Genomic DNA, 26,143 nt, shown 5'->3' on the forward strand with positions numbered 1-26,143 from the left:
CTTTGAATAGTAAAATTTCAAATTTGGAAACAATAAAAAATAAATAATAAAAAATAGGAGGTTTGTTTTATGGAAAATATGGAATTTGAAGGTTTTGATAATATCGAAAATGATGATTCTGGTCGATTATATGAAATGGGTAAAAGCTACTACGACAGTGGCTCTGATATTTTAGCTGAAAAATATTTAAAAGAAGCAGCTAAAGGTGGAAATAGAAAGGCCTTTCTTATGCTTGCTGACATTTATCTGAAATATGATAAATTAAATTTGGCAGAAAAATATTTAAAAAAAATTGCTGATGGTGGAGATTTTGAACTTCAAGATAAACTTGGGACTGTTTATAAAAGAAAATCGAACTTTGAATTGGCAGAATATTATTACAAATTGGCAATAAATAATGGAAATCAGAGAGCTCAATACAATTTGGGAAATTTATATTATTTATATAAGAAGAAAAATCTAGCAATAGATTATTTAAAACCTATTGCTGATGAAAGAGATCAGGAGGCTCAAGTATTACTTTCCAAAATTTATTATGATAATGGACAAGTTGATTTGGCTGAAGAATATTTACACAAAGCTAAAGATAATGGGGAATCATATTATTTACTTGGAAAGCTTTATGGAGAAAAACAGGATATCGAAACTGCTGAAAGACATCTTAAAACAGCAGCAGACGATTTTGATAATAAAAAAGCACAGGAAGTACTTTCAAAACTTTATACCGACAAAAATAATATGACTCTTGCAAAACACTATTTAACATTGCTTGCAGATGAAAACCATTTGGAAGCCTTTGCACTGCTTGGAAATATATTTGCTGATGAAAAGAACTATAATCTTGCCTACACAAACTACGGACATTTTTTTGAAGGAAAAAAACGAGAAAATGCAAAAGTTGACATGAGAAAAATTGACGAAGCAAAACTTAAATTCAATTTTGGAAAATGTTGTATAAAACTTGGAAAATTCGATGTGGCTGAGCAAAACTTGAAAGGTAGCGAATATCTAAAAATTTCTGATAATGTAATTGAAGTTGCAAAACTTTACGAAGAAGCAGAACAGTTGAAATTGGCTATCCAATACTACAAATCAGCTTTACATCTATAATTTAAAAAAATAAAATAATTAATCTTAGGAGGAAAAATGGCAACTACAAAAACATCCATCGGTAATTTTGATTTTGAAAACTGCTTTATGAATGCAGCGGGAGTTTACTGCTACGACAGAAATGAATTGGAACAACTTATAAATTCACAGGCTGGAACATTTGTCACGAAAACTGCCACATTACAGTCCCGTCCTGGAAATCCAGAGCCTAGGTATCATGACACAGCTCTGGGAAGCATAAATTCAATGGGACTTCCAAATTTGGGATTTGATTACTATTTAGATTATTTACTGGAATTACAGAAAACACATCCTGACAGAACTTTCTTTTTCTCGCTTGTAGGAATGTCGACAGAAGACACTCACGCATTACTAAAAAAAGTTCAGGAAAGTGATTTTAAGGGAATAACAGAACTTAACCTGTCTTGTCCAAATGTGCCAGGAAAACCACAAATTGCCTATGATTTGGAAACTACTGAAAAGTTGTTGGCAGATATTTTTTCATATTTCAAAAAGCCGCTTGGAATAAAATTGCCTCCCTACTTTGATATTGTTCACTTCGATCAGGCAGCCGCAGTATTCAATAAATTTCCATTGACATTCATAAATTGTATAAACAGCGTTGGAAATGGACTTGTAATTGAAGATGAAAGTGTTGTAATAAAGCCTAAAAATGGATTTGGAGGAATTGGTGGAGAATATATAAAACCAACTGCCCTTGCTAATGTTCACGCCTTTTATCAAAGATTGAATCCTTCTATTAAAATTATTGGAACAGGCGGTGTTCTTACAGGACAAGATGCTTTTGAGCATATTTTATGTGGGGCGAGCATGGTTCAAATTGGTACAACTTTACACAAGGAAGGTCCTGTTGCTTTTGAGAGAATAACTAACGAATTAAAAGATATTATGGATAAAAAAGGATACAAAACTATTGAAGATTTTAGAGGAAAATTGAAATATTTATAATTTTTTACAATAAATTTTTTTGATCCCTCTATTTCAATAGTGAATTTAATAATAGAAAAACAAAGTAAAAAAGCAAGGTGATAAAAATGGATAAAATAAGTTTGCTTCAAAAAACAATTGATGAAAGTAAAAGAGTTGTCTTTTTTGGAGGTGCAGGCGTTTCTACAGAATCAGGCATTCCTGATTTTAGAAGTGCAAATGGAGTCTACAATTTAAAACTTGATAGGAATTTTTCTCCAGAAGAGCTTGTTTCTCACACAATGTATGAAAAATATCCAGAAGAATTTTATGATTTTTATAAAAAACATCTTGTTTATCCAAATGCAAAACCGAATTTTGCTCATAAATATTTGGCAAGGCTGGAACAAGATGGAAAATTGACGGCTGTTATTACTCAAAATATCGACTGCCTGCATGAAATGGCTGGAAGCAAAAACGTCTTGAAACTGCATGGAACTGTTGACAGCAATACTTGTGTTATTTGCGGTAAAAAATACAATATGGAAGAATTTTTAGAAATCTGTGAAACTGAAAATATCCCTCATTGTTTAAAATGTGACGGAATTATAAAACCAGATGTTACTTTGTATGAAGAAGTTCCTAATCCAGATACTTTTAGAAAAGCAATAAACGAAATATCCAAAACTGATACACTAATTATAGGCGGAACTTCGCTTATCGTGTATCCAGCCGCTTCCCTTATACATTATTTTCAAGGAAAAAATCTTGTGTTAATAAATAAATCCAAGACTGAGCAGGACAATTTTGCAAATTTAGTTATACACGAAAGCATAGGAGAAGTTTTTAAAAAATTAAAATAATTAGATTAAAATAAAAAAATAAAGAGGTGAAAATGGTAAAAGTATTATTTGTCTGTCTAGGAAATATATGCCGTTCCCCAATGGCAGAAGCAGTCTTTCGGGAAATAGTAAAAAAGGAAAAACTTTCTGACAAAATCATTATTGATTCAGCAGCGACAAGTTCATGGGAACACGGAAATCCAGTTCATCACGGTACTAAAACTAGGCTCGCCAAAGAAGGAATAAGTGTAAAAGGAATGTATTCCAGAATTTTAAATAACGATGATTTGGATGCCGATTATATTATTGGGATGGACGAAAGCAATATAGAAAATATCAAACTTTTTACAAATGGAAAAAATAAAGGCGAAATAAGAATGCTGTTAGAATACGCAGGAGAAAAACGGGAAATAAAAGATCCGTGGTTTACTGGCGATTTTGATACAACTTATGATGATGTAGTAAAAGGTTGTAAAGCGTTGTTAGAATTTATTAAAAAAAATGATTTGAATATTTAAATTTATAAATAAGACTTTTGAGAAAATAATTTTCTTAAAAGTTTTTTTGATTTAATCTAAACAATATTTAAATAACTAATTTATTATAATTTTTTTTAATAGGTTCTAATACTATTCCCCGTTTAAATAACGAATGAGTAAAGAATTAAAACTTTTATATAGTTTCTATTTTATAATGGAATTTAATATTAGTTTTTTTCTTTTTTTGGCAAGATTGCTCATTGTCACAACCCCTTATCTTGTATTAAAGGTTTATCCTGATAATTAAAACAAAAAAATTATAGTTTTGTATCCAAATTTTTTTATCAGATTTTTTTATAATAACAAAAAGAGAGACGTTTTTAAATAACCATCTCTCTTCCCAAATTTTACATTACTATTTAATTTCCCAAGAAATTTCAATCTTTTGGCATGCCTTAATTCTCTCACAATTAAATTAATTAACGTAAAAAATTATATCTAAATTTCAGTTTTTTATAATTTTTCAATAATTTTCTCTTATCATCACTTCCCTTTCACCTCCATTTTACTCTCAATTTATCTTAAATACAAGTTTTTTTCAAAATAATAAAAAAATTATTGATAATAAAAAAGTACACCTTCAATGCCTTTTTCAAACATTTCCAGTGTACTTACCTTTATTCTACAATAAATAACCATTCAGAAGACAATTCATGTTCTCCATTGATTACTTTTTCATATTCTGATTTTAACAATTTATGAAATTTACCTGCTTGTGGTTTTGCATTAAAGTCTAACTGCCCAATAGGACGTTTGTCCAATGATTCTGCATAAGTAATTTTCATTGCTGTTCCTGTTACTAGCAGTTCGTCTGCTGTGAATACCATTGATCTGTCAATTTTTCCACGATTTATTTTATATCCATTGTGTTCTAATAATTCCAATGCTGATCTTACTGTAATTCCTTCAAGAGCTGCATTTCCAGTATCAGGGATTATTATTTGCCCTCTGTAAACCAGTATTATATTTGCAACTGACACTTCTACCACGTTTCCAGCATCATCAAACATTAATGCATCATCATAACCGTTTCTTTGAGCGTCACTTGTCGCAAGGAACGAGTTAATGTATGAACCTCCTGCTTTCGCTTTCGTAGGAATTGCCGAATCATTATACTTTCTATAAGTCGAACTCATTAAGTTCAGTCCGCCTTCTGTACTTACATAATCTGCAAGCGGCAGCATGTAAATTGCCAAATCAAAGTCTAATCCTGCTTTTTTAGGTGACAATCTAGGCTCTTTACAAAATACAAATGGACGCATATAAAAATCTTCTTTTACATCGTTTTTCTTAACTAAATCTGTAACAATATCCTTAAATTCATCCCAAGTTATAAAATATTCAAATCCTAACATTTTTGACGCATTCATTAATCTTATATAGTGATCTTTCAGTCTAAAAATCGCTACTTTCCCATTTCTGTAATATCCTCTGATTCCACCAAAGCAAGTTGTTCCATATTGTAAACTGTGTGTAGCAATACTAACTGTTGCTTTTTCAAATTCCACTATTTCTTTATCGAAATATGCAAATTTCATAAATTCTGTCTTTGCCATCTAATTTTACCTCCATGTATTTCAGTATTCTAATATTTACTTTTATATTTTAGCACTTTTTTAAAATTATGTAAAATTTATTTTTTATAATTAACTATATATATTATATATATTTAAATGCTAAAATTATAATTTTTTCTTAATTTTATCATATTTTGAATTTGTAAAATTAGACTCCATAAACTTTCATAAGTTCATCCAGCTCTTTTTTCTCTTCCATTTCCTGAACTTTTTTTACAGATAATGCAATTGATTTTCTCTTATCATTAATATCCGTAATTACAGCCTCAACTTTATCTCCAACAGAGAATTTTTCAGAAATATCCTTCAAAACTTCCTCTGCCAATTCCCGTTTTGGTATAATTCCGTTAAATCTGTCTGTCAATTTAACAAGTACAAAGTTTTCTTGGATTTCCACAATCTCAGTATTTACAATATTCCCTTTCTTATATTGCTCTGTAACTTCCTTCCAAGGCGATTTTTCAAGTTGCTTGATACTTCCAGAAAGTTTTTTATCAAGTTTATCAACTACTATTACTTTAAATTTTACTTCATCGCCAACTTTATATTCTTTATGTTCTTTTCTGTCCCATGAAAATTCATTTTTATGAATAAACACTTCGATTCCTTTTTCAAGTTCTACAAAAATTCCGTAATCTTGAACATTCATAACTTTTCCTTTAAACTCATTATCAAAGTCATAAGTTTCCTCAAGAACTTCCCATCTGTCATCAAGCAATGCTTTAGCACTCAAAGTAATTCTATTTTTTTCATCATTAAAGTCAACTATTTTAAATTTGATTACGTCTCCTGCCTTATATTTTGAAGACAAGTTAGTTTCTCTCTTATACGACAAGTCAGATACATGTAAAAGTCCGTCAATATCTTTTTCCAATGAAATTAACAATCCAAAGTCAAATACTTCTGTTATTGGTTTTTCGATAATATCTCCGATGTGGTATTTTTCCTTAACTGTATCCCAAGGGTTTTCTGACAATTGTTTTACACTTAACTTAACATTTTTCTTTTCATCTTCAATTTGAATAATTTTTGCAGAAAATTTGTTTCCTTCCTTATAGTTTTTAAGCTCTTTAGCTCCATTGTGCCAAGCCAACTCTGACACATGTACAAATCCAGAATTTCCATCAACAGTTACAACTAACCCAAAATCAAGCACATCCTTCACAACTGCCTCAACTACATCTCCTACATTATGGCTTGCCGCAAATGTAACCCAAGGGTCTTCTGATAATTGTTTTATGCTTAATTTCAATCTATTTTTTTCAGCATCTTTCTCAATAATTTTAGCACTTATTTCATTACCAATTTCATATTTTTCAGTCAAATTATCCACTTGATCCCAAGAAATTTCAGATATATGAATAAATCCACTAGTTGCTTCCAAGTCCAAAATAATACCAAAATCGAATACTTCCTTAATTTTACCAGTAACTACATCTCCAATATTTACTTTTTCAAAATATTTTTCTTCTTCAATTTTTATTAAGTCACTTCTTGAAATAGTTATATTACTCTTATTTTTTTCCTTTATTAAAAATTTAAATTTTTGTCCTGTATAATCTTTATTTTTGTCAAATCTGGCAAGTGAAAATGGTAGAAATGCTTCATTTTTTCCTATTCTTACAGTGTATCCACCTTTAATTTTCTTAATAATTTCTCCTGTTACAATGTCGTCTACATTAAATGAGGCTAGTTCTTTGGCCTTATCCAATAAAAATTTTGAAACAATGATATTGTCTTCATCTTCTCTTAAAACTTTTACTTCAATTTTATCTCCTATTTCAAAATCTTTAACTTCACTAGCATAAATTCTTCCTTCTTTTTTTGCATTCAAATCAAGAAATCCGAAATCAAGCTCTTTTCTAGTTATTACTCCTTCCACTACATCTCCAGATTTTTTTTCTTCTGGCAAATAATCTTCCAACAATACTTCAAATTCTTTTTCGTTCATTTTGTACTCTAGAACTACTTATATTAGCTAGTTCTTTCTCCCTTCTTTATATTTTGTTTATAAAATTATTTTTCAAAAAATTTATCAATTTCAATTATTTGTCTTAATTCTTCCAATAGTTTACTTTCTTCATCAAGGTTCTCTCCATTTTCTGAAACAGCCCTAAGTTTTAATTGTTCTCCTTTTGCTGCTCCAAGAGTCATCACTCCAAATACATTTTTTCCATCAATAATTTCATTTTCTCCAATTTTTTCTATTTCCAAAGTTACTTTGTATCGTTTTGCAATATTTACAATTTGCCCTGCAGGACGTGCATGAACTCCCTGCTCATTTTTTATTTCCACAACAATTTCCTTCATAACTTTCCTTCCTGATTGTTCAAATGCTTTGTTTTACGATATTTAATATCAAAATTTAAACAATACGAATATAAACCTATGTAAATAATATCATTTATTGCATTAAAAATCAATATTTATATAAATTTTTTATAAAATCAATATAAACAAAAAAAGAGAGACATAATTAAATGTCCCTCTGAATACTTATAAATTTCTATTTTAATTTAAAAGATTATTGGTTAATAAATCTTACGTTACTAAAGTCAACGTTTTGGAAGAATAATTCAACTCTTCTGTTGTTGTATCTTCCATCAACAGTATCGTTAGTATCAGCTGGATTTTTTTCTCCTTGTCCAGTGATTGTTCCATAAGATATTGAGTTTTTCAATCCATAGTCTCTTAACAATCTAGCAACATTTTGTGCTCTTGCTACTGATAATTTTTGGTTATAAGCATCTGATCCAGTTGAATCTGTATGTCCAACAAAATCAATTGATCCACCATCAGCGAATTGGTTAATTACACCTGCGATAGTTCTCAAGTCAGCAGCTTCGTTTTCATTAGGTACTCTACCGTCAACTTTAAATCCTCTAATTACACATTTTTTATCTTCTACTGAACAGCTAAATGGTAATGTTGCAGTATTATTAACAATTGGTGCTGGTTCTGGAGCTGGTGCAGGTACTGGAGTTGGTACAGGTACTTGCACAGTTTGAGTTATAATTTTAGGTGATCTGTCATTTTTCAATTGTCCAAATCTATATCCTACTCTAACTCCTACTGAATCAGTATAATTTCTTGTTCTATATGCATCTCCTACAGTATTAGTTCCTTTAACTTTAACGTTTGCTCTTTCATAAATAGCTTCTAATGAAACTGGTCCAAATTCAGTTCCTAATCCTGCAGCTACATATAATCCACCCTTAACATCATTATTTACATTTTTAGTTTCTTTAGCAAAATTATATCCTGCTCTTCCTAATACGTATAATGCGTCATTTCCATTGTTAGTTGTGATTAAATTAAATTTACCTAAAGCATAAACTGGAACATTTCTCATCAATTTAGCATTATCATCTCTTCTTTTGATTTTACCAGAGTTAGCTGATAATTTGTATTCTGCTCCTAATCCCCACTCAAATTCACCTTGGTTATCAACGATATATTCTAAACCAAGTGTTGGTCCATTTTTAAATCTATAGTCTTCACTAAATTCACTTGAACCTGCTTTAAATTTTCTGTAGAAATCATATCCACCTTTAACTTGGACTTCAGATGCTACAGCATTTAAAGCTAATAAAGCTGTTCCTAAAATAACTAATTTTTTCATTTCAATTCCTCCTGAATTTCATTTTGTTTTCTCTAACTTTTAAATTAGTACTGTTTTCTCCTAATCCTCTTAATAAATTATACAACATTTTAGGTAAAAAATCAATACTTTAGCTTTTACATTAAAAACATTCTTTAGCTAAAACTTTTTGTTTTACATATATATGATAACATTTTTTTAATAAAAAGTCAATAAAAAAATCATTCAATTCTTTGATTTAAGCTATATGTTTAGCACTTTTTACTATGTAAAACTCTTAGTTTTCTTGACTTACAAGTCATTTTTAAAAATTTATTTTTTTTTGATTTTTTGAGCAAAAATTACTTTAAAATCAAGCTCAAAAAAACTAAATACATCTAAATTTTTAACAAATTGTAAGTTCTTTTCTAAGCCTATTTTACTGAACAAACTATAGATTTTCTATTATTATTTTATTTTTAGTTTTTATATATTTATCGTTTTATCAATAGAAATTTCTAATTTTTTCAATAATGCAATACGATTTTCTTTCAATTTTTTGTTATCAACATTAATTATTACATTATCAAAAAATTGATTAATCGTAGATGCATTATTTAACAATGTTTCAATATAATTTGAAAATTCTGTATTTTCAATACTTTCCAATTGATTTGCTAAATTATACAATGTCTTTTCTTCTTCCAATTCAAATAAAGTACTGTCAATATTTAGATTTTCATTTTTTTCATCTTTCACAATATTTTTTACACGTTTCAAAAGATTTATCAAAATTTCAAAATTTTCAGTCTGTGATAATTTCAGAAGTTCAGATAATTTTTTATCAAGTTCCACAATATTACTTTCAAGATTTATCTCATAGTTTATAAGATCTTTTTTATATTTTTCAGAAAGTACGTTAATTATTCTTTGTTTAAAGAACTCTGTTACATCCTTCACAACATCTTTTTCCAGCACTTTTTTATCAGCCGAAAAAATTTCATAAGCCTTTTCAATTAATTCTTTGTAGTCAAAGGATAATTTTGAATTTAATACAACTTGGATAATTCCTTGTGTCGCACGTCTTAATGCATAAGGGTCTTTAGAACTTGTTGGTTTTAATCCAACTGAAAAACATCCAATTACTGTATCCATCTTATCAGCTATTCCAGCGATAGCGCCTTCCACAGTTGTAGGTAGTTCATCTCCTTGATAACGTGGCAAGTAATGCTCAAAAATTCCAAGTGCCACATCTTTATGTTCTCCCTGCTTTTCAGCATAAACTGAACCCATAAACCCTTGTAATTTTGTAAATTCTTTTTCTCCAATTACATTTGAAACAAGATCGGCTTTTGCTAAATCCACAGTTCTTATAATATTTTCCTTCTTGTCATTCAAGTTCAATTCTGAAATCAGATATTCAGCAATTTTCTCACTTCTTTTAACTTTTTCAAAAATTGTTCCCATATCCTTTTGGAAAGTAACTTCCTTTAGTTTTTCCACATTGTCTGCAAATTTATTTTTCAAATCCTCATCAAAGAAGAATTTCGCATCAGCAAGCCTTGGCTCTACAACCTTTTCATTTCCTTTTTTCACAGTTTCCGAATATTCGGGTGCATTTCTTATAACAATAAATTTATTAGATAATTTACCGTCTTTATCTTTTACTGGAAAATATCTTTGATGAGTTTCCAATGTAATCGTGATAATATCTTTAGGAAGCTGCAAATAATCCTTGCTAAATTCACCTTTTATTGCAAATGGATATTCTACCACGTTAACTACTTCATCTAATAAATATTTATTGATTATCGCAGTATCTCCATCCTTTTCACCATTTTCCCTTATGCTTTTCAAAATTTCTTCTCTTCTTTTTTCACCATTTACAATAACAAAATTTTCAAGCATTATTTTTTCATAGTCAAGCGGATTATTAATCTCAATGTCCTGAGAAGCAAAATATCTCATTCCACGAGTTTTATTCCCACCTTTTAGCCCTTCAAACTCAAAAGGTAAAATTTCTCCATTATCAAACAAAGTTACAAACCATTTAATTGGCCTTACAAACCTAAATGTTCTGTCCGCCCACTTCATTGACTTTTCAAACTCTATTTTCTTTATCGCATTTTTCAATATTTCAGGCAAAATTTCCCTAGTATTTTTTCCTGCAATAAATTTTTCAATCGAAATATATTTCCCTTTTTCATTTTCAATAATCTTTATATCATCAACCGTAGCACCTTGCGACTTCACAAACCCTTCTCCAGCTTTCGTAAGCTGCCCATCCTTATAAGCAATTTCTACCGAAGGCCCTACGCTTTTTTTATCCAAATCATCTTGTTTTTCAGCCAAATCCTTTATAATCGCAGTAACTCTTCTCGGCGTACTAAATGATTCTATCTCTGAAAACTTGATTCTTTCAGCCTTTAACTCATTTTCTATTATTTTTTTCAGATCTTTCTCCGCCTTATCCACATATTGTGCTGGCAATTCTTCCAATCCTATTTCAAAAAGAAAATTCATAATTAATTCTCTCCTTTACAAATTTACATTTTCTTTTAATTATTTTTTCTCTAAATAATATCTATAATATTACATTTTTTAAGAAATTTTTCTTTAGTAATTAAATATTTGTTTTACTGAAAAAATATTCCCCATTTATTTTTTATTCAACAATGGGAATCCTAATCTCTCCCTTGCCTCCACAAATTTCTCAGCACATTTCTTAGCCAAATCCCTGATTCTTAAAATGTAGGACATTCTTTCTGTTGTACTGATTGCACCTCTTGCATCAAGGTTGTTGAATGTGTGTGAGCATTTTAGAACGTATTCGTAGGCTGGGAATACTAAGTCGTTATTTAGGCAGTTTTGAGCTTCCTTTTCGTACATATCAAAAAGCTGGAAGTGCATTGGAACGTCTGCCACTTCAAAGCTGTATTTTGATAATTCATACTCAAACTGGAATCTTCTTTCTCCATATTTTACGCCTTTTGTCCATTCTAAATCTTTTACATCGTCCTTATTTTGCAAATAAAGTGCAATTCTTTCAAGTCCGTAAGTTATTTCAGATGGAACAATGTCAACTTCAAGTCCTCCAACTTGCTGGAAGTACGTAAACTGTGTAATTTCCATTCCATCTAGCCAAACTTCCCATCCTAATCCCCACGCTCCAAGCGTAGGACTTTCCCAGTTATCTTCCACAAATCTTATATCGTGTTCCTTAGGATTAATTCCTAATGCCACTAAACTTTCTAAGTAAAGTTCCTGAATATTTTCTGGCGATGGTTTCATAATTACCTGAAACTGATGATGCTGATACACTCTGTTGGGATTTTCACCGTATCTTCCATCTTTTGGACGACGTGATGGCTCAACATAGGCAACATTCCAAGGCTCAGGACCTAACGACATTAAAAAAGTGTCTGGATTAAACGTTCCCGCACCTGTTTCAATATCGTACGGATTTGATATTATACACCCTTTATCTCCCCAGAACTTTTGAAGAGTTAATATAATTTCCTGAAAAGTCATTTTTCTCTATCCTTTCTCTATTTTTCCTATTTTTCTATCTAAAATATCTTTACTAAATTAAATCTATAAATAACATAACAACTTTATATTTATCAAATTTATTAAATATTTTTCTTTTTTATATTTATTTTAACGTAAGGGCATCAAACGCCATGCCCTCTTTCGCAATAATAATTATTTTAACATATTTAACTGACTACTATTTAGAAATAATGGCGAAATGTTCTACGAACTACCCCGCTTTACGCAAAACTTTCTTATAAAGAAAAAATAAAACTCGATTTTGAACCAAGGTTATTTTAATTCAAATAACTGTATATAATTCAAAACATATTTCAAAATCTCAGACAGTTATTTTTTCCTTAACGAAATTTTGCTTAATTCATATTTAATTAAATTATCTTGTGTAACTAAACTAAAACTGTCGTGATTTTTTTGGAATGAAATTGACTGTCCGAGCTTTTTCAAAACTTTTAAATCATAATTAATTTAAGAGTTGATAATAATTTTTATTAAAAAGCGAGTTTCAATTTCATTTCAAAAAAATGCTTAGACAAGCCGGTTTTGCAAAGGGGATGGCGACTGTTCCCCTTTGCTTTATAAAAAAGAAAAAATATATAAATTACATAAAAAAGTATTGTTAATCAATAAAGTTTAATTTAGATATTCGTAACTACTTTTTACTATTTTTCAAATATTTTCTCACCAAATAATCAATTATAATAATATAAATTCCAATATGCACATACATATCTGCTACATTGAATACGAAAGCCCAGATTCCTCGAAAATCTATCATGTCAATTACGTATCCACGAAGAATTCTGTCAATCATATTTCCTGCAGCTCCAGCGGCAATTACTGCTACTCCTATTTTTGTCCATTTGCTGTAATTTTTAAAATTTTTGTACTCTACAGCGATTACGTATATAATTAGAACTGCACTTGCTATTGTAAATAAATTGATTTTTCCTTGCAATAGACCGAAAACTCCGCCGTGATTTTCAACATAAGTCAAATGAAAGAATTTATCTATTATTGGTATAGAAAAACCTTGTACTCCACCTGACACATTGAACATCAACTGCTTTGTAACTTGATCCAGTGCAACTAAAACCAAAATAATAATTATATAAGGCATTCTTTTCTCCTCACATTTTTTATTAACACATGTTTGTAAAAAACGAACTAAATAAGTTATTTTTATTTAGCTGTATTTAGTCCTATTTTACAAAATAAATTTTATGTTACATTTTTTCCAAAACGCTTGCACATCTTGGGCATACATCTGGATGATTGTGATTATGTCCAACTTCCTCATCGTATTTCCAGCATCTTTCACATTTTTCTCCAGATGCTTTTTCCACAGCGATGTTAATTCCTTCGATTTCGCTTTCTGCTAAATTATCATTTACAAATTTAACTTGAGAGACGATAAACAAGTCAGAAACTTCATTTTCTGTATAATCTTTTATAAATGAATATTCATCATTGGCAATGTTTAAAAGAACTCTCGCATCAAGAGAATGCCCTATTAATCCATTTTGTCTTTCTGCTTCCAGCTTTTTGTTCACTTCTCTTCTTAATCGTGCAATTTTATCCCATTTTTGTGCTAATTCTTTATTTAAGTATTCAGGTCTTGCTTCAATCCATTTTGATAAATGCACACTTTCTTCTTCTTTTAGTGATTCTGGAATTCTTTCCCAAATTTCATCAGCCGTAAACGACAATACTGGGGCAATTATTCTTACTAGCACTTTCAGAACTTCTGTCAATACAGTCTGTGTGCTTCTTCTTTCAATTGAAGTTGTCCCTTCGCAGTAAAGTCTGTCTTTTACTATGTCCAGATAGAATGAAGACATTTCCATTGAGCAGAAATATGTAATTTCCTGGAATAGACTGTAAAATTCGTATTTATCGTAAAATTCTGTTGTTTTAGCCTTTAATTCTTCCAGTTTGTGCATTGCCCACTTGTCAATTTCAAACATATCATTGTAGTCAACTTTATCATTTGCATAATCAAAATCATTTAAGTTACCCATCAAAAATCTGGCTGTATTTCTGATTCTTCTATAAGCGTCAGACATTTGCTGTAAAATATTTTCTGAAATTCTAACATCTTCTCTGTAATCTACTGAAGATACCCACAGTCTTAAAATATCTGCTCCATATTTTTCTGTAATATCTTTTGGAAGTATTGTGTTTCCTAAAGATTTAGACATTTTTCTTCCTTGCCCATCCATTGTGAATCCGTGAGTTAGGATTCTCTTGTAAGGTGCATCTTTTGTACTTGCAATCGATGTCAACAATGAAGATTGGAACCACCCTCTATGCTGGTCACTTCCTTCAAGGTACAAGTCTGCTGGTCTTGGCAAGTTTCTTGGGACTAGCACGCTTCTATGGGAAACTCCTGAATCAAACCAGACATCCATTATACTTCTTTCTTTTCTAATATCCACATCTTTCAAGTTATATTTTTCTAAAAGTTCATCTCCGATAATTTCTTTGGCTTCATATTTCCACCAAATGTCAGTTCCTTCTTTTTTTACCATTTCAATTACTCTGTCCATAATTTCTGGCTCATAGATAACTTCATCAGTCGCTCTATTGTAGAACAATGGTATTGGTACACCCCAGACTCTTTGTCTTGAAATAGTCCAGTCAGGACGAGTTTCTAACATTGAACCAATTCTATTTTTACCCCAAGATGGTACAAATTCCACATCATCTAGTGCTTTTATAGCATTTTCCCTAATATCGCTTTCATCAACACTAATGAACCATTGCTCAGTCGCTCTGAAAATTACAGGTTTTTTACTTCTCCAGTCATGCGGATACGAGTGAACAAATTTGCTGTGATGCAGTAAATGTCCACTTTCTGTCAAGTCCTGCACAATTACATTGCTTGCTTTTGCATAAAACATTCCTTCGTATTTTCCAGCTTCCTTTGTCATATGCCCTCTGTCATCAACTGGCGACAATACTCCAAGTTCGTATTTTCGTGAATAATTGTAATCGTCCGCCCCATGCCCAGGTGCCGAGTGTACTGCTCCAGTCCCTGCATCAGCCGTAACGTAATCTCCAAGCATTACCAACCCTTCTCTATCCAAGAACGGATGTCTATAATGAGTTTTCTCAAGTTCAGTTCCTTTAAATTCCTTCAATAATTCATAAGAAATTCCAAGTGTGTTAAATACAGTTTCAGCTAGTTCTTTTGCTAAAACTAAATTCCCTTTTTCTGTTTTGTATAATCCGTAGTCAAATTTAGGATGTAAAAATACTCCCAAGTTTGCAGGCAATGTCCAAGGCGTTGTTGTCCAAATAAGAATACTTGCCTCTTCCACTCCTAATTTATCCAATAAATCCTGTGTCCCTTCAAATTTCACATAAATTGAATGAGATTCTACATCCTTGTACTCAATTTCCGCTTCAGCCAAAGCTGTTTCAGTAGTAGGCGACCAGTAAACTGGTTTTAGCCCTTTATAAACATAACCATTTTCGTAAATTTCCTTAAATACTTTTAACTGTTCCGCTTCATACTCAGAATTTAAAGTAATATAAGGATTGTCCCAGTTTCCTAAAATTCCAAGCCTTTTAAATCCTTCTTTTTGTTTTTCTACCCATTTCAAAGCATATTTTTTACATTCCTGTCTAATTTGCAATGGAGTCATATTTTTTGCTTTTTCTCCAAGTTCTTCCATTATTTTCCACTCGATAGGAAGACCATGCGTATCCCATCCTGGAATATATGGTGCATTATAACCTCTTAATCTTTTGTATTTTAAGATAATATCCTTTAATATTTTATTTAATGCATGCCCAATGTGAATATCTCCATTTGCATACGGAGGACCATCGTGCAGCACAAAAAATGGTGCCCCTTCATTCAATGATTTTTCATAAATTTCAGCTTTTTTCCAGTCCCTTAATGTTAAAGGTTCTTTTTGAGCCAGATTAGCTTTCATTTTAAAGCTCGTCTTTGGTAAATTCAGCGTTTTTGCATAATCAACTTTTTCTTCCATGTTATTGTTTTCTGACATTTCTCCTCCTATATTTTAAAGTATACTCGAACTTTTTAATATCTAACCTAAAATACTAAATATTACTAAGATTTTAATAAAATATACATAGTTTTTAAGGTTGATTTCAAAATAATTTTGCTATGCTCAAGTATATATTTAAAAATCGAAACAAGGAATGATAGACTTATTCATTTCACCTGTTCCGAAATTTTATATTTTCAATTCTAAATTTTAATTCAAATTTTTTATATTTTTATTTAATGTATCATTCCACTTCCAACGAAAGTTAAAACCCCTAAAATTATCGCATACACTACAGAATATTTAATAGTGAATTTCAACATATCTCCTTCTTTTCCAACTAATCCAACTGTCGAAGCTGCAATCGCTATATTTTGAGGTGAAATCATCTTACCACCTGTAGCTCCCGCAGTATTTGCAGCGATAAATAATTCTTTTAATACATCACTACCTGGTTTTAGTCCATTAGCAACACTTGCCTGCAAATCTCCGAATAACAAGTTAGACGACAAATCACTTCCTGTAACAAATGTTCCAATTGTTCCTAAGAATGGCGAGATTAAAGGAAATCCTTTACCAGTAAGGCTTACGAATCCATCTGCAATGCTTTGAATCATTCCACTATGTTTCATAACTACTGATAACGCAACAATTCCCATAATTACCACAAGTGATGGTATTTTATGAACTGTTGTGTGCCATAGAACTTCTCCCATATCTTTAATTTTAGCTCTTTGGATAAATCCTGCGATAACTGTTGCTACAAATAATGGTGCCGCTGGTGCTAAAATCCATTTGAATGTTACTGACGGATCTGCTCCATTTTCGTTGAACCATTTAGCCTGATTTCCTAAAGCAAAGTTAAATTTAGTTGTTGTAGGTTCTAGTAAAGAATGAATGTGTTCCACAACTGGACTTGTTCCGATTATTAATATTATCATTAATATGTATGGTAACCATGCCAAAAATGCTTCCTTACCTGTAACTGGCTCTTTTTCAAACCCTTCTTCTTCCTTAATAAAGAATTTAATTGCAAGAATCATTAAAACCATTGCAAGCAAACTTGATAAGATTGTTGTTAATTCAGCTCCCATTGTTCCAGCTATAATCGGTTGAATCAAATATCCCAAAACTGAAGCTATGATTACTGCCAAAATTCCTTTTCCAAAAGCTGGATTTTTCCCTTCTTCTATTTCCTTGTTAGCCATTTGAACAATGATAAATGGTATAATACATGTTAATAGTAACAGTAACAATGATGTGAACAATGCTGTCTGAGTAGGATTTAGACCTAATTTTGAAACCATTGTTGTAACTGGCAGTCCAACTGTACCAAATGCTGTCGGTGTAGAGTTAGCAATCAGACAAATTAATGCCGCATTTAATGGATTAAATCCAAGTGAAACCATTATTGCTGCTGGAATTGCAACTGCTGTTCCATATCCTGCAATACCTTCTATAAATCCACCAAATCCCCAAGCAAGTATTAATGCCTGTGCTCTTTTATCTGATGAAATGTTTCCTAACATTTTCTTAACTGTTTCAATCTTTCCAGTTTTCACAGATAAATCATAAGCAAATAACGCAGCTATTACTACAAATCCAATTGGCATCCACGCCACCGAAAATCCTTCAAATATTGAAGCAATAATTCCCGGTATTGGCATATTCCATTTCTTTACAACAAATGTTAAAATAATAGCCACCACTAAACTTGTATAAGCACTAAACATAGCCGATTTTTTCAATACAGCCAACAATACCAAAAATAAAATTATTGGTATCAATCCCACAAAAAATGGTATTAAACCTGCTAAAAATTCCATTTCTTCCTAACCTTCTTTCTATAATTTTCTTAAAACAATTAACATCTTATACTATATCTTATCAAATTTTTTAAAAAAGTACAAATTTTTTTCTAAACAAGCTATTTTTACCCAGATTTTTATATTTTACAGTCCTTTTCTCGTAAGTCCCACTCTTCCTCTTTCCTTATCCAACGACAATATTTTAACTTTTATAATTTGTCCCACAGAAAGTTCCTTTGTAGCGTCTGAAACAAATTTTTCTGCTATTTCAGAAATATGAATCAATGCATCGTTTTTTAACCCTATGTCAACAAATGCTCCAAATTTTGCCACATTTCTCACAGTTCCTTCCAGAACCATTCCTTCTGTCAAGTCATCCATGTTCAAAATATCCGAACGTAAAAGCGGTTTTTCAAATTCATCACGGGGATCACGTCTATCCTTTAACAGCGCTTCATATACATCCTTCGCAGTTTCCCTTCCAAAATCATTTTCTTTAATAATTTTTTCCAAATCTATTTTCTGCAATTTTTGTCTTACAACATCCAAATCTTCTTTTAAATCCTCAACTTTACAACCAGCTTCCTTCAAGATAATTTCTGCGATGTGATATGATTCTGGATGGATAATCGTATTATCAAGCGGATTTTTACTATCAGGCACAACCACAAATCCTGCCATCTGCTCAAATGCCTTATCTCCCAGCCCTTTTACTTTTTTAAGCTGTTTTCTGTCCTTAAAATCACCATTTTCGTGTCTATAATCCACAAGATTTTTTGCCACATTCTTCTTAATTCCAGAAACAAAACTTAATAATGCCCATGAAGCTGTATTTATATTGACTCCTACGTTATTTACTACATGCTCAATTGTCTGTTCCAAAGTTTCATTTAACTTTTTCTGATTTACATCATGCTGATACATTCCCACTCCAATTGATTTTGGATCAATTTTTACAAGTTCTGCCATTGGATCCTGAATTCTTCTTGCAATAGAAATGGCTCCTCTTGCCGTAACATCCAAATCAGGAAACTCCTCAATAGCAATTTTGGAAGCAGAATAAATTGAAGCCCCAGCCTCATTTGCAATCAGATATGAAACTTTTTTCTTAGAATCCTTTATTACATCGGCAACAAAAGCCTCCGTTTCCCTCGAAGCTGTTCCATTTCCAATTGCAATAATATCTACGTCATATTTTGCGATATAATCTAATATTTTTTTCTTTGCAATAGCAAGCTGTCTTTCGTTATGTACTCCATCTACAAGAAAAAGTACATCATTTGTTTCATAAAATCCATCTTTATTAATAATTACCATCTTGCAGCCTGTTCTATATCCTGGATCTAATCCCATAAGCGTTTTTTTCGATAAAGGCGGTTGTAATAGTAGTTTTTCCAGATTTTCAGAAAAAATATTGATTGCTTCTTCTTCAGCTTTTTCCGTATAGATATTTCTCACTTCATTTTTTATAGACGGATAAGCCAGTCTGTCCATCGAATCTTTTATAACTTCCTTAAAAAATTCAGTTAAATTTTTATTTTCAAAAGTATTCAGAATAAAGTTTGTTATAACTTCTTCTGTTTTTTCGTCAATATCAATATCAACTTTTAATATTTTTTCCTTTTCTCCACGATTTAACGCAAGAATCCTATTTGAAGCACTTCTCCCAATTTGCTCCGAATATTCATAATAATCCTGATAAACACCTTTTTCATCATTTTCTTTATTTTTCTCAATAACTTTAGAAGTCAAAATACCAAATTTTGCAATTTTATCCCTTAAAAATTCTCTGATTTTAATATTTTCCGAAATATCCTGAGCAATTATCAAATGCACTCCTTCAATTGCAGCCTTAACATCTGCCACTTCTTCCGTAACATACTTCTTAGCTTCTTTCTCCAGCTGCTCCATCGTAGTCCCTTTGGCTAATGCAAACTCTGAAAGAGGCTCTAATCCTTGCTCTTTTGCAATATCCGCTTTTGTTTTCTTCTTTTTCTTATAAGGCAGGTACAGATCTTCCACTTCCTGCAGTTTCATGGCATTTACAATACTTTTATGCAATTCCTCAGTTAGTTTTCCTTGCTCCTCAATCAGCCTTATAACTTCCTCTTTCCTCTTTTCCAGGTTCCTGTAATACGTAATTTTCTCAATTACATCCCGAATCTGCTCCTCATCCAGATTCCCCGTAACTTCCTTCCGATACCTAGCAATAAACGGTACAGTCGCGCCTTCATCAAAAAGTTTTATCGTATTTTCCACTTGCGGCACTTTAAAGTTCAGTTCTTTTGCCACACTAGCTACAATATCCAATGTCTTTCCTCCATTTACAGTTTGATTTTTTTATTTGAATTTATCAAAATCTATTTTAGCATAATTTATAAAAAATAACCAGTTGAATAATTTTATTCAATCTATTTTCTAAAAAAATTTCAAAAAAATCGCAAAAAAAAAACAGTATTGACTTACTGTAAATTCTATTATATAATTTTATTAATCAAGAAGTAGAATAAAAAATTTGCTATTTTGAAAACAAATAAAAAGGAGAATTTGTCATGAAGAAAAATTTAAAAAAATTATGTTTGTTGATAGCAGTATTAACAATGGGAGCAGTAACTTATGCAAATGAAAGTATTATTGCTGAAAATAATACACAAAGCATTCAGCAAGACGAAGAATTTCCAGGTGGATTAGCAAAAGGAATAGATCAAAAATTTACTACAGATGGAAAGTTGCATGCAGAAAAATTTTTGAATAAATTATTTAATTATACAGATACATCAGACAATTTCAAAATTCAAAAAGATAGTAAAGGATACTTTGTAACACAGTACATTGATGAATCAGAAGAAAAAGATGGTTCTGGACCAACAAAAGAGGAAAAAATTAGGCTAAAATTAGTAAAAAATGTTTTTCTGACAGAAGTAGATGGTGATGGTTTAACTTATGCTTATGATACAAAACTTAAAAAGGTAGTGCTTATAAATCCAGCCAACAACTACAGAATAATGTTCATAGTTGATTAAAAATCTGATTTTAAGATTTTATTTAGAACTTTATAACTTATGTTTATTAAAAAATAGTGAGAAAATTAACCTTTTCGCAAATTTATTTGTCTATTGCGGTTAGTTTTCTCTTTTTTTATTCCTTTGATTATCTATAAATTTTAGAGTTATTTGAAATATATTTTTAACAGTATAAATTTTACCGTTATTAAAAATGATAAAAAATTACTTGACATTTTAAAAAAGTTAGTATATAATTATATTAAAATAAAACAGAAAATTATTTACTATAAAAATAAATCAAGAAGGAGAATTTATCATGAAAAAGAATTTAAAAAAATTATGTGTTCTAATGGCAATGTTGGCAATAAGTGCTGTATCTTATGCAAATGAAAGTGTTATTACTGAAAATAATACACAAAGCATTCAGCAAGACGAAGAATCTCTAGGCGGATTAGCAAAAGGATTCGATCAGCAATTTACTACAGATGGAAAATTGCATCCAGAAAAGCTTTTGAACAAGAGATTTGGCTATCCAGATTCATCAGACGGTTTTAAAATTCAGAAAGACAGCAAAGGATATTTTTTAATACACTATGTTACTGAAGGTCTCTATTCTGATAATTTCAACACTCAGAAAGACTACAAATATTCTGATATACCTGACGATAAAACGATAGTAAAAGAGGAAAAAATCAGATTAAAATTGGAAAAGAATGTATTTCTTAGAGCCCTTGGTGATAATAATAATGATTACGCCTATGCCTATGATACAAAACTTAAAAAAGTGGTAATTATAAATCCATACAACAATTATAAAATAGTATATCCTGTTAATTAATTACAATTTAACTTTTTTGAATTTTTCAATTTTTAAACATAAAATAATAATAAATACACGAAAATCAAATTTTTCTGTGTTATATTACTATAGAAAGAAGAATAAAAAGGAGAATAAAGATGAAAAATTTAAAAGTAATTGTAACTACTCTTATGATTGGTATATCTGTTATAGGAATGAGTGCAAGTTTTAGTTTCAGAAAAAATAAAAATAAAAATAAAACTAATACTTCAAAACCTGCACCAACTGTAGGAATGGCAAACCCTGCTTCCGTTTATTGTGAAAAACAAGGTGGAAAATCTATTATTGTAAAAGGTAGCAAAGGTGAATATGGAGTTTGTCAATTAAAAGATGGAACAACTATTGAAGAATGGGAATATTACAGACAAAATAATACTCCACAAAGCTTTGAAGCTGAAATAATAACAGGATCACCAAATCCTGCTTCAAAATTTTGTGTAGATAAAGGCGGAAGTTCTGTTACTATTAAAGACAGAAAAGGTAAACAAAAAAATGTGTGTAAATTTAAAAATGGTACACAAATTGACGAATGGGATTATTACAGACAAAATAACTAATAACCTTAAACTCTATAATACTATTTATAAAGATGGCAAATTTTTTAATTTGTCATTTTTTATTACCTATTATTTTTAAAAAAATATCAAAATTTAAAATAAATATGAAAAAATTGATATAAAAAATAATTATATTTAAAAGTTTTTTCTAATTTTATATGCTATAATTATCACGAATGAAAAATTAATTTTAAACAAATAAAATACAAAGGAGCTATAAATATGAAGAAAACCTTATTATTAATTAGTCTTATCACAGTATTATCAAGCTGTGGTGGGGGCGGAGGAGGTGGAGGCGGTTCTTCTCAAACATCAGGAACTACTCCAATAGCACCTACTTCAGAAAATACAAATACTGGTTCTGGAAATATAAATGCCAATGCTGGGAATGTAAATATTGGCTCTGGAAATACAGGCGGAATAAACAATGCAAACAATAATACACAGTCAGTGCAACCACAAAATGCTGGTTCTAATACAATGCCTCAGATACCATCAGTAGACAATCGTTTTACTAAACCTGTTGATTCAAGAGAAATTACAGGACAAGGAGTTAAGGTAGGTGTTTTGGATAGTGATTTTTTGAGTGGTAATAATGCACAAACAAAAAATTTCCATTCAAAGATAATTAATAGTTTTGAAATAGGAGATACTTTCAATACGGTAATCGAAGATGAATTTGGTGACAGAATGACTACACTTCCAAAAAATAATACAAAATCCACTGATAAAAGTGATCACGGTCTTATTGTAGCAACTATTTTAGCTGGAAATAACGGAAAAGGAGCAAAAAAATCAGAAGTATATGGAGCAAGTATTTCAAACGGTCCAGCATACCAAGTTGATATAGAATATTATAGACAAATGTATAATAATGGTGTAAGGATATACAATCAGTCATTGGGCCACGAAAATGTTCAATTTGATAAACCTCAAGGAATTTATATAGAACCCCATAGAGCTCATGAATTTGACTATAAAAAACAATTTCAGCAAACAGTTTATATTCCTGATGGAAATTACTCTGAGGAACAACTAAAAAATAAAGCAGATGAAATTATAAAATTTTATGAAGAAGCAATAGAAAATGGATCATTATTTGTATGGGCTGCAGGTAATAAGCCACTTTATGGTGTAGATTTTGAGGCAGGATTACCATATTATAACAGAAAACTTCAAAAAGGATGGATAGCAGTAGTAGGAGTAAAAGTTAAACCAGATGGAACAATAACTGACTACCCTAACAGGTTGGCACACGCAGGAGGAGCTGCTTACTGGTCTATTGCAGCAAATGGTGATTGCGAACTTTCTGAATGCCGTAAACATGGTTCCTCTTTTGCTGCACCTAAAGTAACAGCAACTGCAGCAAAATTAAAAGAAAAATTTCCTTGGATGACAGGGCATGAAATACAGCAAACAATCCTTACTACTGCAGATAGAATATACGATTTAATGACTGAAGATGGTAAACTTAGTTTAAATTTTGGTTGGGGATTACTTAATGAAACAAAAGCTTTAAAAGGGCCTTCTGAGTTTAATAACATACTTATTGTTGGCGAAAGAGCTTCAGCTGCAGGATTAAAAGGACAATTTAATGCTAATATCGGAAATTCCAGGACATCAATTTTTGAAAATGATATTACAGGTGATGCAGGATTAAAAAAATCTGGTAATGGAACATTGATATTAACAGGGAATAATAGCTATGCTGGAAATACTACTATAGATGAAGGAAAATTAGAAATATATGGAAATAATGCCTCTAATATAACAATAAACCAGCAAGGAACATTGGTAACTTATCCAACAGCTATAATAAATGAACAGAAAAATGTTTATAATAATGGTGGAACTTTGGAAAATAGAGGTTCAGGAGCTGTCATAACTGGAGATTACACTGCAACTGCTGGTTCTGTAACAAAAGCAGAAATTGGTTCTAAACTTATAGTTAATGGAACAGTGAATTTAAATGGAGAAAGTGCTACATTACAAACTTTAAGCAACGGAAGATACATTACAGCAAAACCATTATCAACGACTGTAATTGAAGCAGGAAAAGGAATTGAAGGAAATTTTGCAAATGTTGAAACAACTGAATTGGTAAATGGTTCAACTGAAGTTAAAGGAAACCAATTGAATGTTAATTTAAGTAGAAAAAATGTATTAGACTATGTAGAAAAAATATCAGAATCTGATGAAATGCAAAAAAACACTGCACAAAACATGGAAACTGCCTTCCAAAAATTAGATCAAAATATAGAAAATGGTACTGCTGGAAATGTCGCTCAGTTTGAAAGAAAAGCTGCTACTCTACAAGCTCTTACTTCTTCTAACAGAGCTGCTGTTTTAGATAGCTTATCTGGACAAATTTATGCTTCTGCACAAGCTCTTACTTTCCAACATTCACAAACTGTAAATAAGGACTTGTCAAATAGATTAGTTATGCTTGGTACTCTTGACAATGTTGGAGATAATTTTGGACTATGGATTTCTGGATTGGGAGCTAATGGTACATTAAAACAAGATGGATACGGTAAAGGAGATACTAAAGTCGTTGGTGGACAAGTTGGAGTTGATAAGCAATTTGGTGAAAACTTGATTTTAGGTACTGCATTGTCTTATTCAAAAGCTAACGTTAAATTTAACAGATATGGTGGTAAATCTGATGCTAATAACTTTGGAGTTTCACTATATGGAAGATTAGGAAACAAAAATATTCCATTCTACCTGCAAGGACGTTTTGGAATTGGATTTGTTGATAGTGATGTTGAAAGAGATATTATTTTAAGCACTAATGACTACACAAGAGCTAAAATTAACCATAATGATAAAGTTTATTCTGGATATTTAGAAACAGGATATGATATTAAAAATGGTAATGGAGACTTTGTTGTAACACCATTTGTGGGACTAACTCACGATACAGTTGTAAGAGGATCATTCTCAGAAGAAAAGAGTCAATTTGGATTGACTGCTGACAAGAAAAATTATAACCAGACAGCTGCATTACTTGGAGTTAGAATTGGAAAAGCTGTAAACTGGAATAGTGAAAGCAAGACTACATTCCAAGGTTATGTAACACATCAAAGAGCTTTTAATGATCAGGATTTAAGTTTTGATGCAAGATATACAGGACTACCAGGAGCAACATTCAAGGTAAAAGGAATAGGACTTGCTAAAAATAGAACTTGGGTGGGAGTTGGAGCATTGACTGAAGTAAATTCTAAATTTGGATGGTATGTAAACTATGATGATTCAATTGATAGTGGAAAAGGTAAAGGAAATAACAATGTGTTTACAACAGGACTTAGATTTAATTTTTAAATTAATTTAAGCAAAATAAAAAGGACTGACTTAGAAATAGGTACAGTCCTTATTTTATTACTATTTTACAAGATTACAAGAAATATCTTTACCATCTCGATTAAGTAATGCTTCATTTCCTTTTATATGAATTTCAATTTCCCCATTACTATATCTCGAACCACTCGCAGATATAACTTGATCTAATTGAAATTTAGTATTTGATACAACATCTACCAGCTGAACTTTATCATTTGTAATATAGTTTACAACATATTGCTTCTTACCACAATTAAATTTTTGTGAAACAATAGCTTTTTTTCTATAGCTTATTACTGGATTTTTTCTTTTTATCCGTTTATGTTTATTTGCCGCAATTCCATTTAGTGAACACCCCAACAATAGTATTCCTATAGCTATTATTGTTAATTTTTTAGTCAATTTCATAAATTCCTACTTTCT

Annotated in this window: 19 protein-coding genes; 8 read left to right on the forward strand and 11 right to left on the reverse strand. The window is 30.8% G+C overall.

What is annotated here, in order from left to right; translation table 11 throughout:
• Positions 1 to 69: 69 nt before the first annotated feature.
• From BQ5344_RS02230 to BQ5344_RS02245, 4 genes are all read left to right on the forward strand, one after another.
• Complete coding sequence (locus tag BQ5344_RS02230; RefSeq protein ID WP_021770126.1) at positions 70 to 1,110, forward strand: tetratricopeptide repeat protein; 1,041 nt, start codon at positions 70 to 72, stop codon at positions 1,108 to 1,110.
• 36 nt (positions 1,111 to 1,146) lie between these two features.
• Positions 1,147 to 2,079: a dihydroorotate oxidase gene (locus BQ5344_RS02235; RefSeq protein ID WP_021770127.1), complete on the forward strand. Its 933-nt coding sequence runs from the start codon at positions 1,147 to 1,149 to the stop codon at positions 2,077 to 2,079.
• An 86-nt stretch (positions 2,080 to 2,165) separates the two neighbouring features.
• Positions 2,166 to 2,900: an NAD-dependent protein deacylase gene (locus tag BQ5344_RS02240; protein WP_071123987.1), complete on the forward strand. Its 735-nt coding sequence runs from the start codon at positions 2,166 to 2,168 to the stop codon at positions 2,898 to 2,900.
• Between the two features lie 32 nt (positions 2,901 to 2,932).
• Positions 2,933 to 3,397 carry a low molecular weight protein-tyrosine-phosphatase gene (locus tag BQ5344_RS02245; RefSeq protein ID WP_071123988.1) on the forward strand — a complete coding sequence of 155 codons (465 nt, stop codon included), beginning with the start codon at positions 2,933 to 2,935 and terminating at the stop codon, positions 3,395 to 3,397.
• Between the two features lie 638 nt (positions 3,398 to 4,035).
• Here the strand turns inward: BQ5344_RS02245 and BQ5344_RS02250 are convergent.
• From BQ5344_RS02250 to BQ5344_RS02295, 10 genes are all read right to left on the reverse strand, one after another.
• Positions 4,036 to 4,974 carry a branched-chain amino acid transaminase gene (locus tag BQ5344_RS02250; RefSeq protein WP_071123989.1) on the reverse strand — a complete coding sequence of 313 codons (939 nt, stop codon included), beginning with the start codon at positions 4,972 to 4,974 and terminating at the stop codon, positions 4,036 to 4,038.
• Positions 4,975 to 5,143: 169 nt separating this feature from the next.
• Positions 5,144 to 6,946, reverse strand: a complete 1,803-nt coding sequence (locus BQ5344_RS02255; protein WP_071123990.1) for a S1 RNA-binding domain-containing protein — start codon at positions 6,944 to 6,946, stop codon at positions 5,144 to 5,146.
• Positions 6,947 to 7,011: 65 nt separating this feature from the next.
• The gene (locus tag BQ5344_RS02260; protein ID WP_021769408.1) at positions 7,012 to 7,305 is read right to left on the reverse strand and encodes an HPr family phosphocarrier protein; all 294 of its coding nucleotides are present in this window, start codon (positions 7,303 to 7,305) and stop codon (positions 7,012 to 7,014) included.
• A 214-nt stretch (positions 7,306 to 7,519) separates the two neighbouring features.
• Positions 7,520 to 8,617, reverse strand: coding sequence for an OmpA family protein (locus tag BQ5344_RS02265; RefSeq protein ID WP_021769409.1), 1,098 nt, complete (start codon positions 8,615 to 8,617; stop codon positions 7,520 to 7,522).
• Positions 8,618 to 9,061: 444 nt separating this feature from the next.
• Entirely contained in the window at positions 9,062 to 11,098 is a 2,037-nt protein-coding gene (glyS, locus tag BQ5344_RS02270; protein ID WP_071123991.1) for a glycine--tRNA ligase subunit beta, read from the reverse strand.
• Between the two features lie 135 nt (positions 11,099 to 11,233).
• Complete coding sequence (glyQ, locus tag BQ5344_RS02275) at positions 11,234 to 12,106, reverse strand: glycine--tRNA ligase subunit alpha (protein WP_071123992.1); 873 nt, start codon at positions 12,104 to 12,106, stop codon at positions 11,234 to 11,236.
• A gap of 673 nt (positions 12,107 to 12,779) precedes the next feature.
• Positions 12,780 to 13,307 carry a signal peptidase II gene (gene lspA / locus BQ5344_RS02280; protein WP_268872963.1) on the reverse strand — a complete coding sequence of 176 codons (528 nt, stop codon included), beginning with the start codon at positions 13,305 to 13,307 and terminating at the stop codon, positions 12,780 to 12,782.
• 46 nt (positions 13,308 to 13,353) lie between these two features.
• The gene (gene ileS, locus BQ5344_RS02285; RefSeq protein WP_205407986.1) at positions 13,354 to 16,146 is read right to left on the reverse strand and encodes an isoleucine--tRNA ligase; all 2,793 of its coding nucleotides are present in this window, start codon (positions 16,144 to 16,146) and stop codon (positions 13,354 to 13,356) included.
• A 239-nt stretch (positions 16,147 to 16,385) separates the two neighbouring features.
• Entirely contained in the window at positions 16,386 to 17,975 is a 1,590-nt protein-coding gene (locus BQ5344_RS02290; protein WP_071123994.1) for an L-lactate permease, read from the reverse strand.
• Between the two features lie 126 nt (positions 17,976 to 18,101).
• Positions 18,102 to 20,267, reverse strand: a complete 2,166-nt coding sequence (locus BQ5344_RS02295) for a Tex family protein (protein WP_071123995.1) — start codon at positions 20,265 to 20,267, stop codon at positions 18,102 to 18,104.
• A gap of 242 nt (positions 20,268 to 20,509) precedes the next feature.
• On the opposite strand from BQ5344_RS02295, the gene BQ5344_RS02300 reads away from it, so the two are divergent.
• The 4 genes from BQ5344_RS02300 to BQ5344_RS02315 all read left to right on the forward strand — a co-directional run bounded on the left by BQ5344_RS02300 (position 20,510) and on the right by BQ5344_RS02315 (position 25,702).
• Entirely contained in the window at positions 20,510 to 20,980 is a 471-nt protein-coding gene (locus tag BQ5344_RS02300) for a pantothenate kinase (RefSeq protein WP_071123996.1), read from the forward strand.
• Between the two features lie 331 nt (positions 20,981 to 21,311).
• Positions 21,312 to 21,800 carry a pantothenate kinase gene (locus tag BQ5344_RS02305; protein ID WP_232218381.1) on the forward strand — a complete coding sequence of 163 codons (489 nt, stop codon included), beginning with the start codon at positions 21,312 to 21,314 and terminating at the stop codon, positions 21,798 to 21,800.
• 119 nt (positions 21,801 to 21,919) lie between these two features.
• Positions 21,920 to 22,378 (forward strand): putative hemolysin, encoded by a 459-nt coding sequence (locus BQ5344_RS02310; RefSeq protein ID WP_071123997.1) that lies wholly within the window; start codon positions 21,920 to 21,922, stop codon positions 22,376 to 22,378.
• Between the two features lie 222 nt (positions 22,379 to 22,600).
• Positions 22,601 to 25,702: an autotransporter domain-containing protein gene (locus BQ5344_RS02315; RefSeq protein WP_071123998.1), complete on the forward strand. Its 3,102-nt coding sequence runs from the start codon at positions 22,601 to 22,603 to the stop codon at positions 25,700 to 25,702.
• A gap of 60 nt (positions 25,703 to 25,762) precedes the next feature.
• Here the strand turns inward: BQ5344_RS02315 and BQ5344_RS02320 are convergent, their stop codons facing one another.
• A complete protein-coding gene (locus BQ5344_RS02320) occupies positions 25,763 to 26,128 on the reverse strand; it encodes an MliC family protein (RefSeq protein ID WP_021769444.1) in 366 nt (121 codons plus the stop codon).
• Positions 26,129 to 26,143 lie beyond the last annotated feature (15 nt).

The organism is Leptotrichia massiliensis, assembly GCF_900104625.1.
GTDB lineage: Bacteria > Fusobacteriota > Fusobacteriia > Fusobacteriales > Leptotrichiaceae > Leptotrichia > Leptotrichia massiliensis.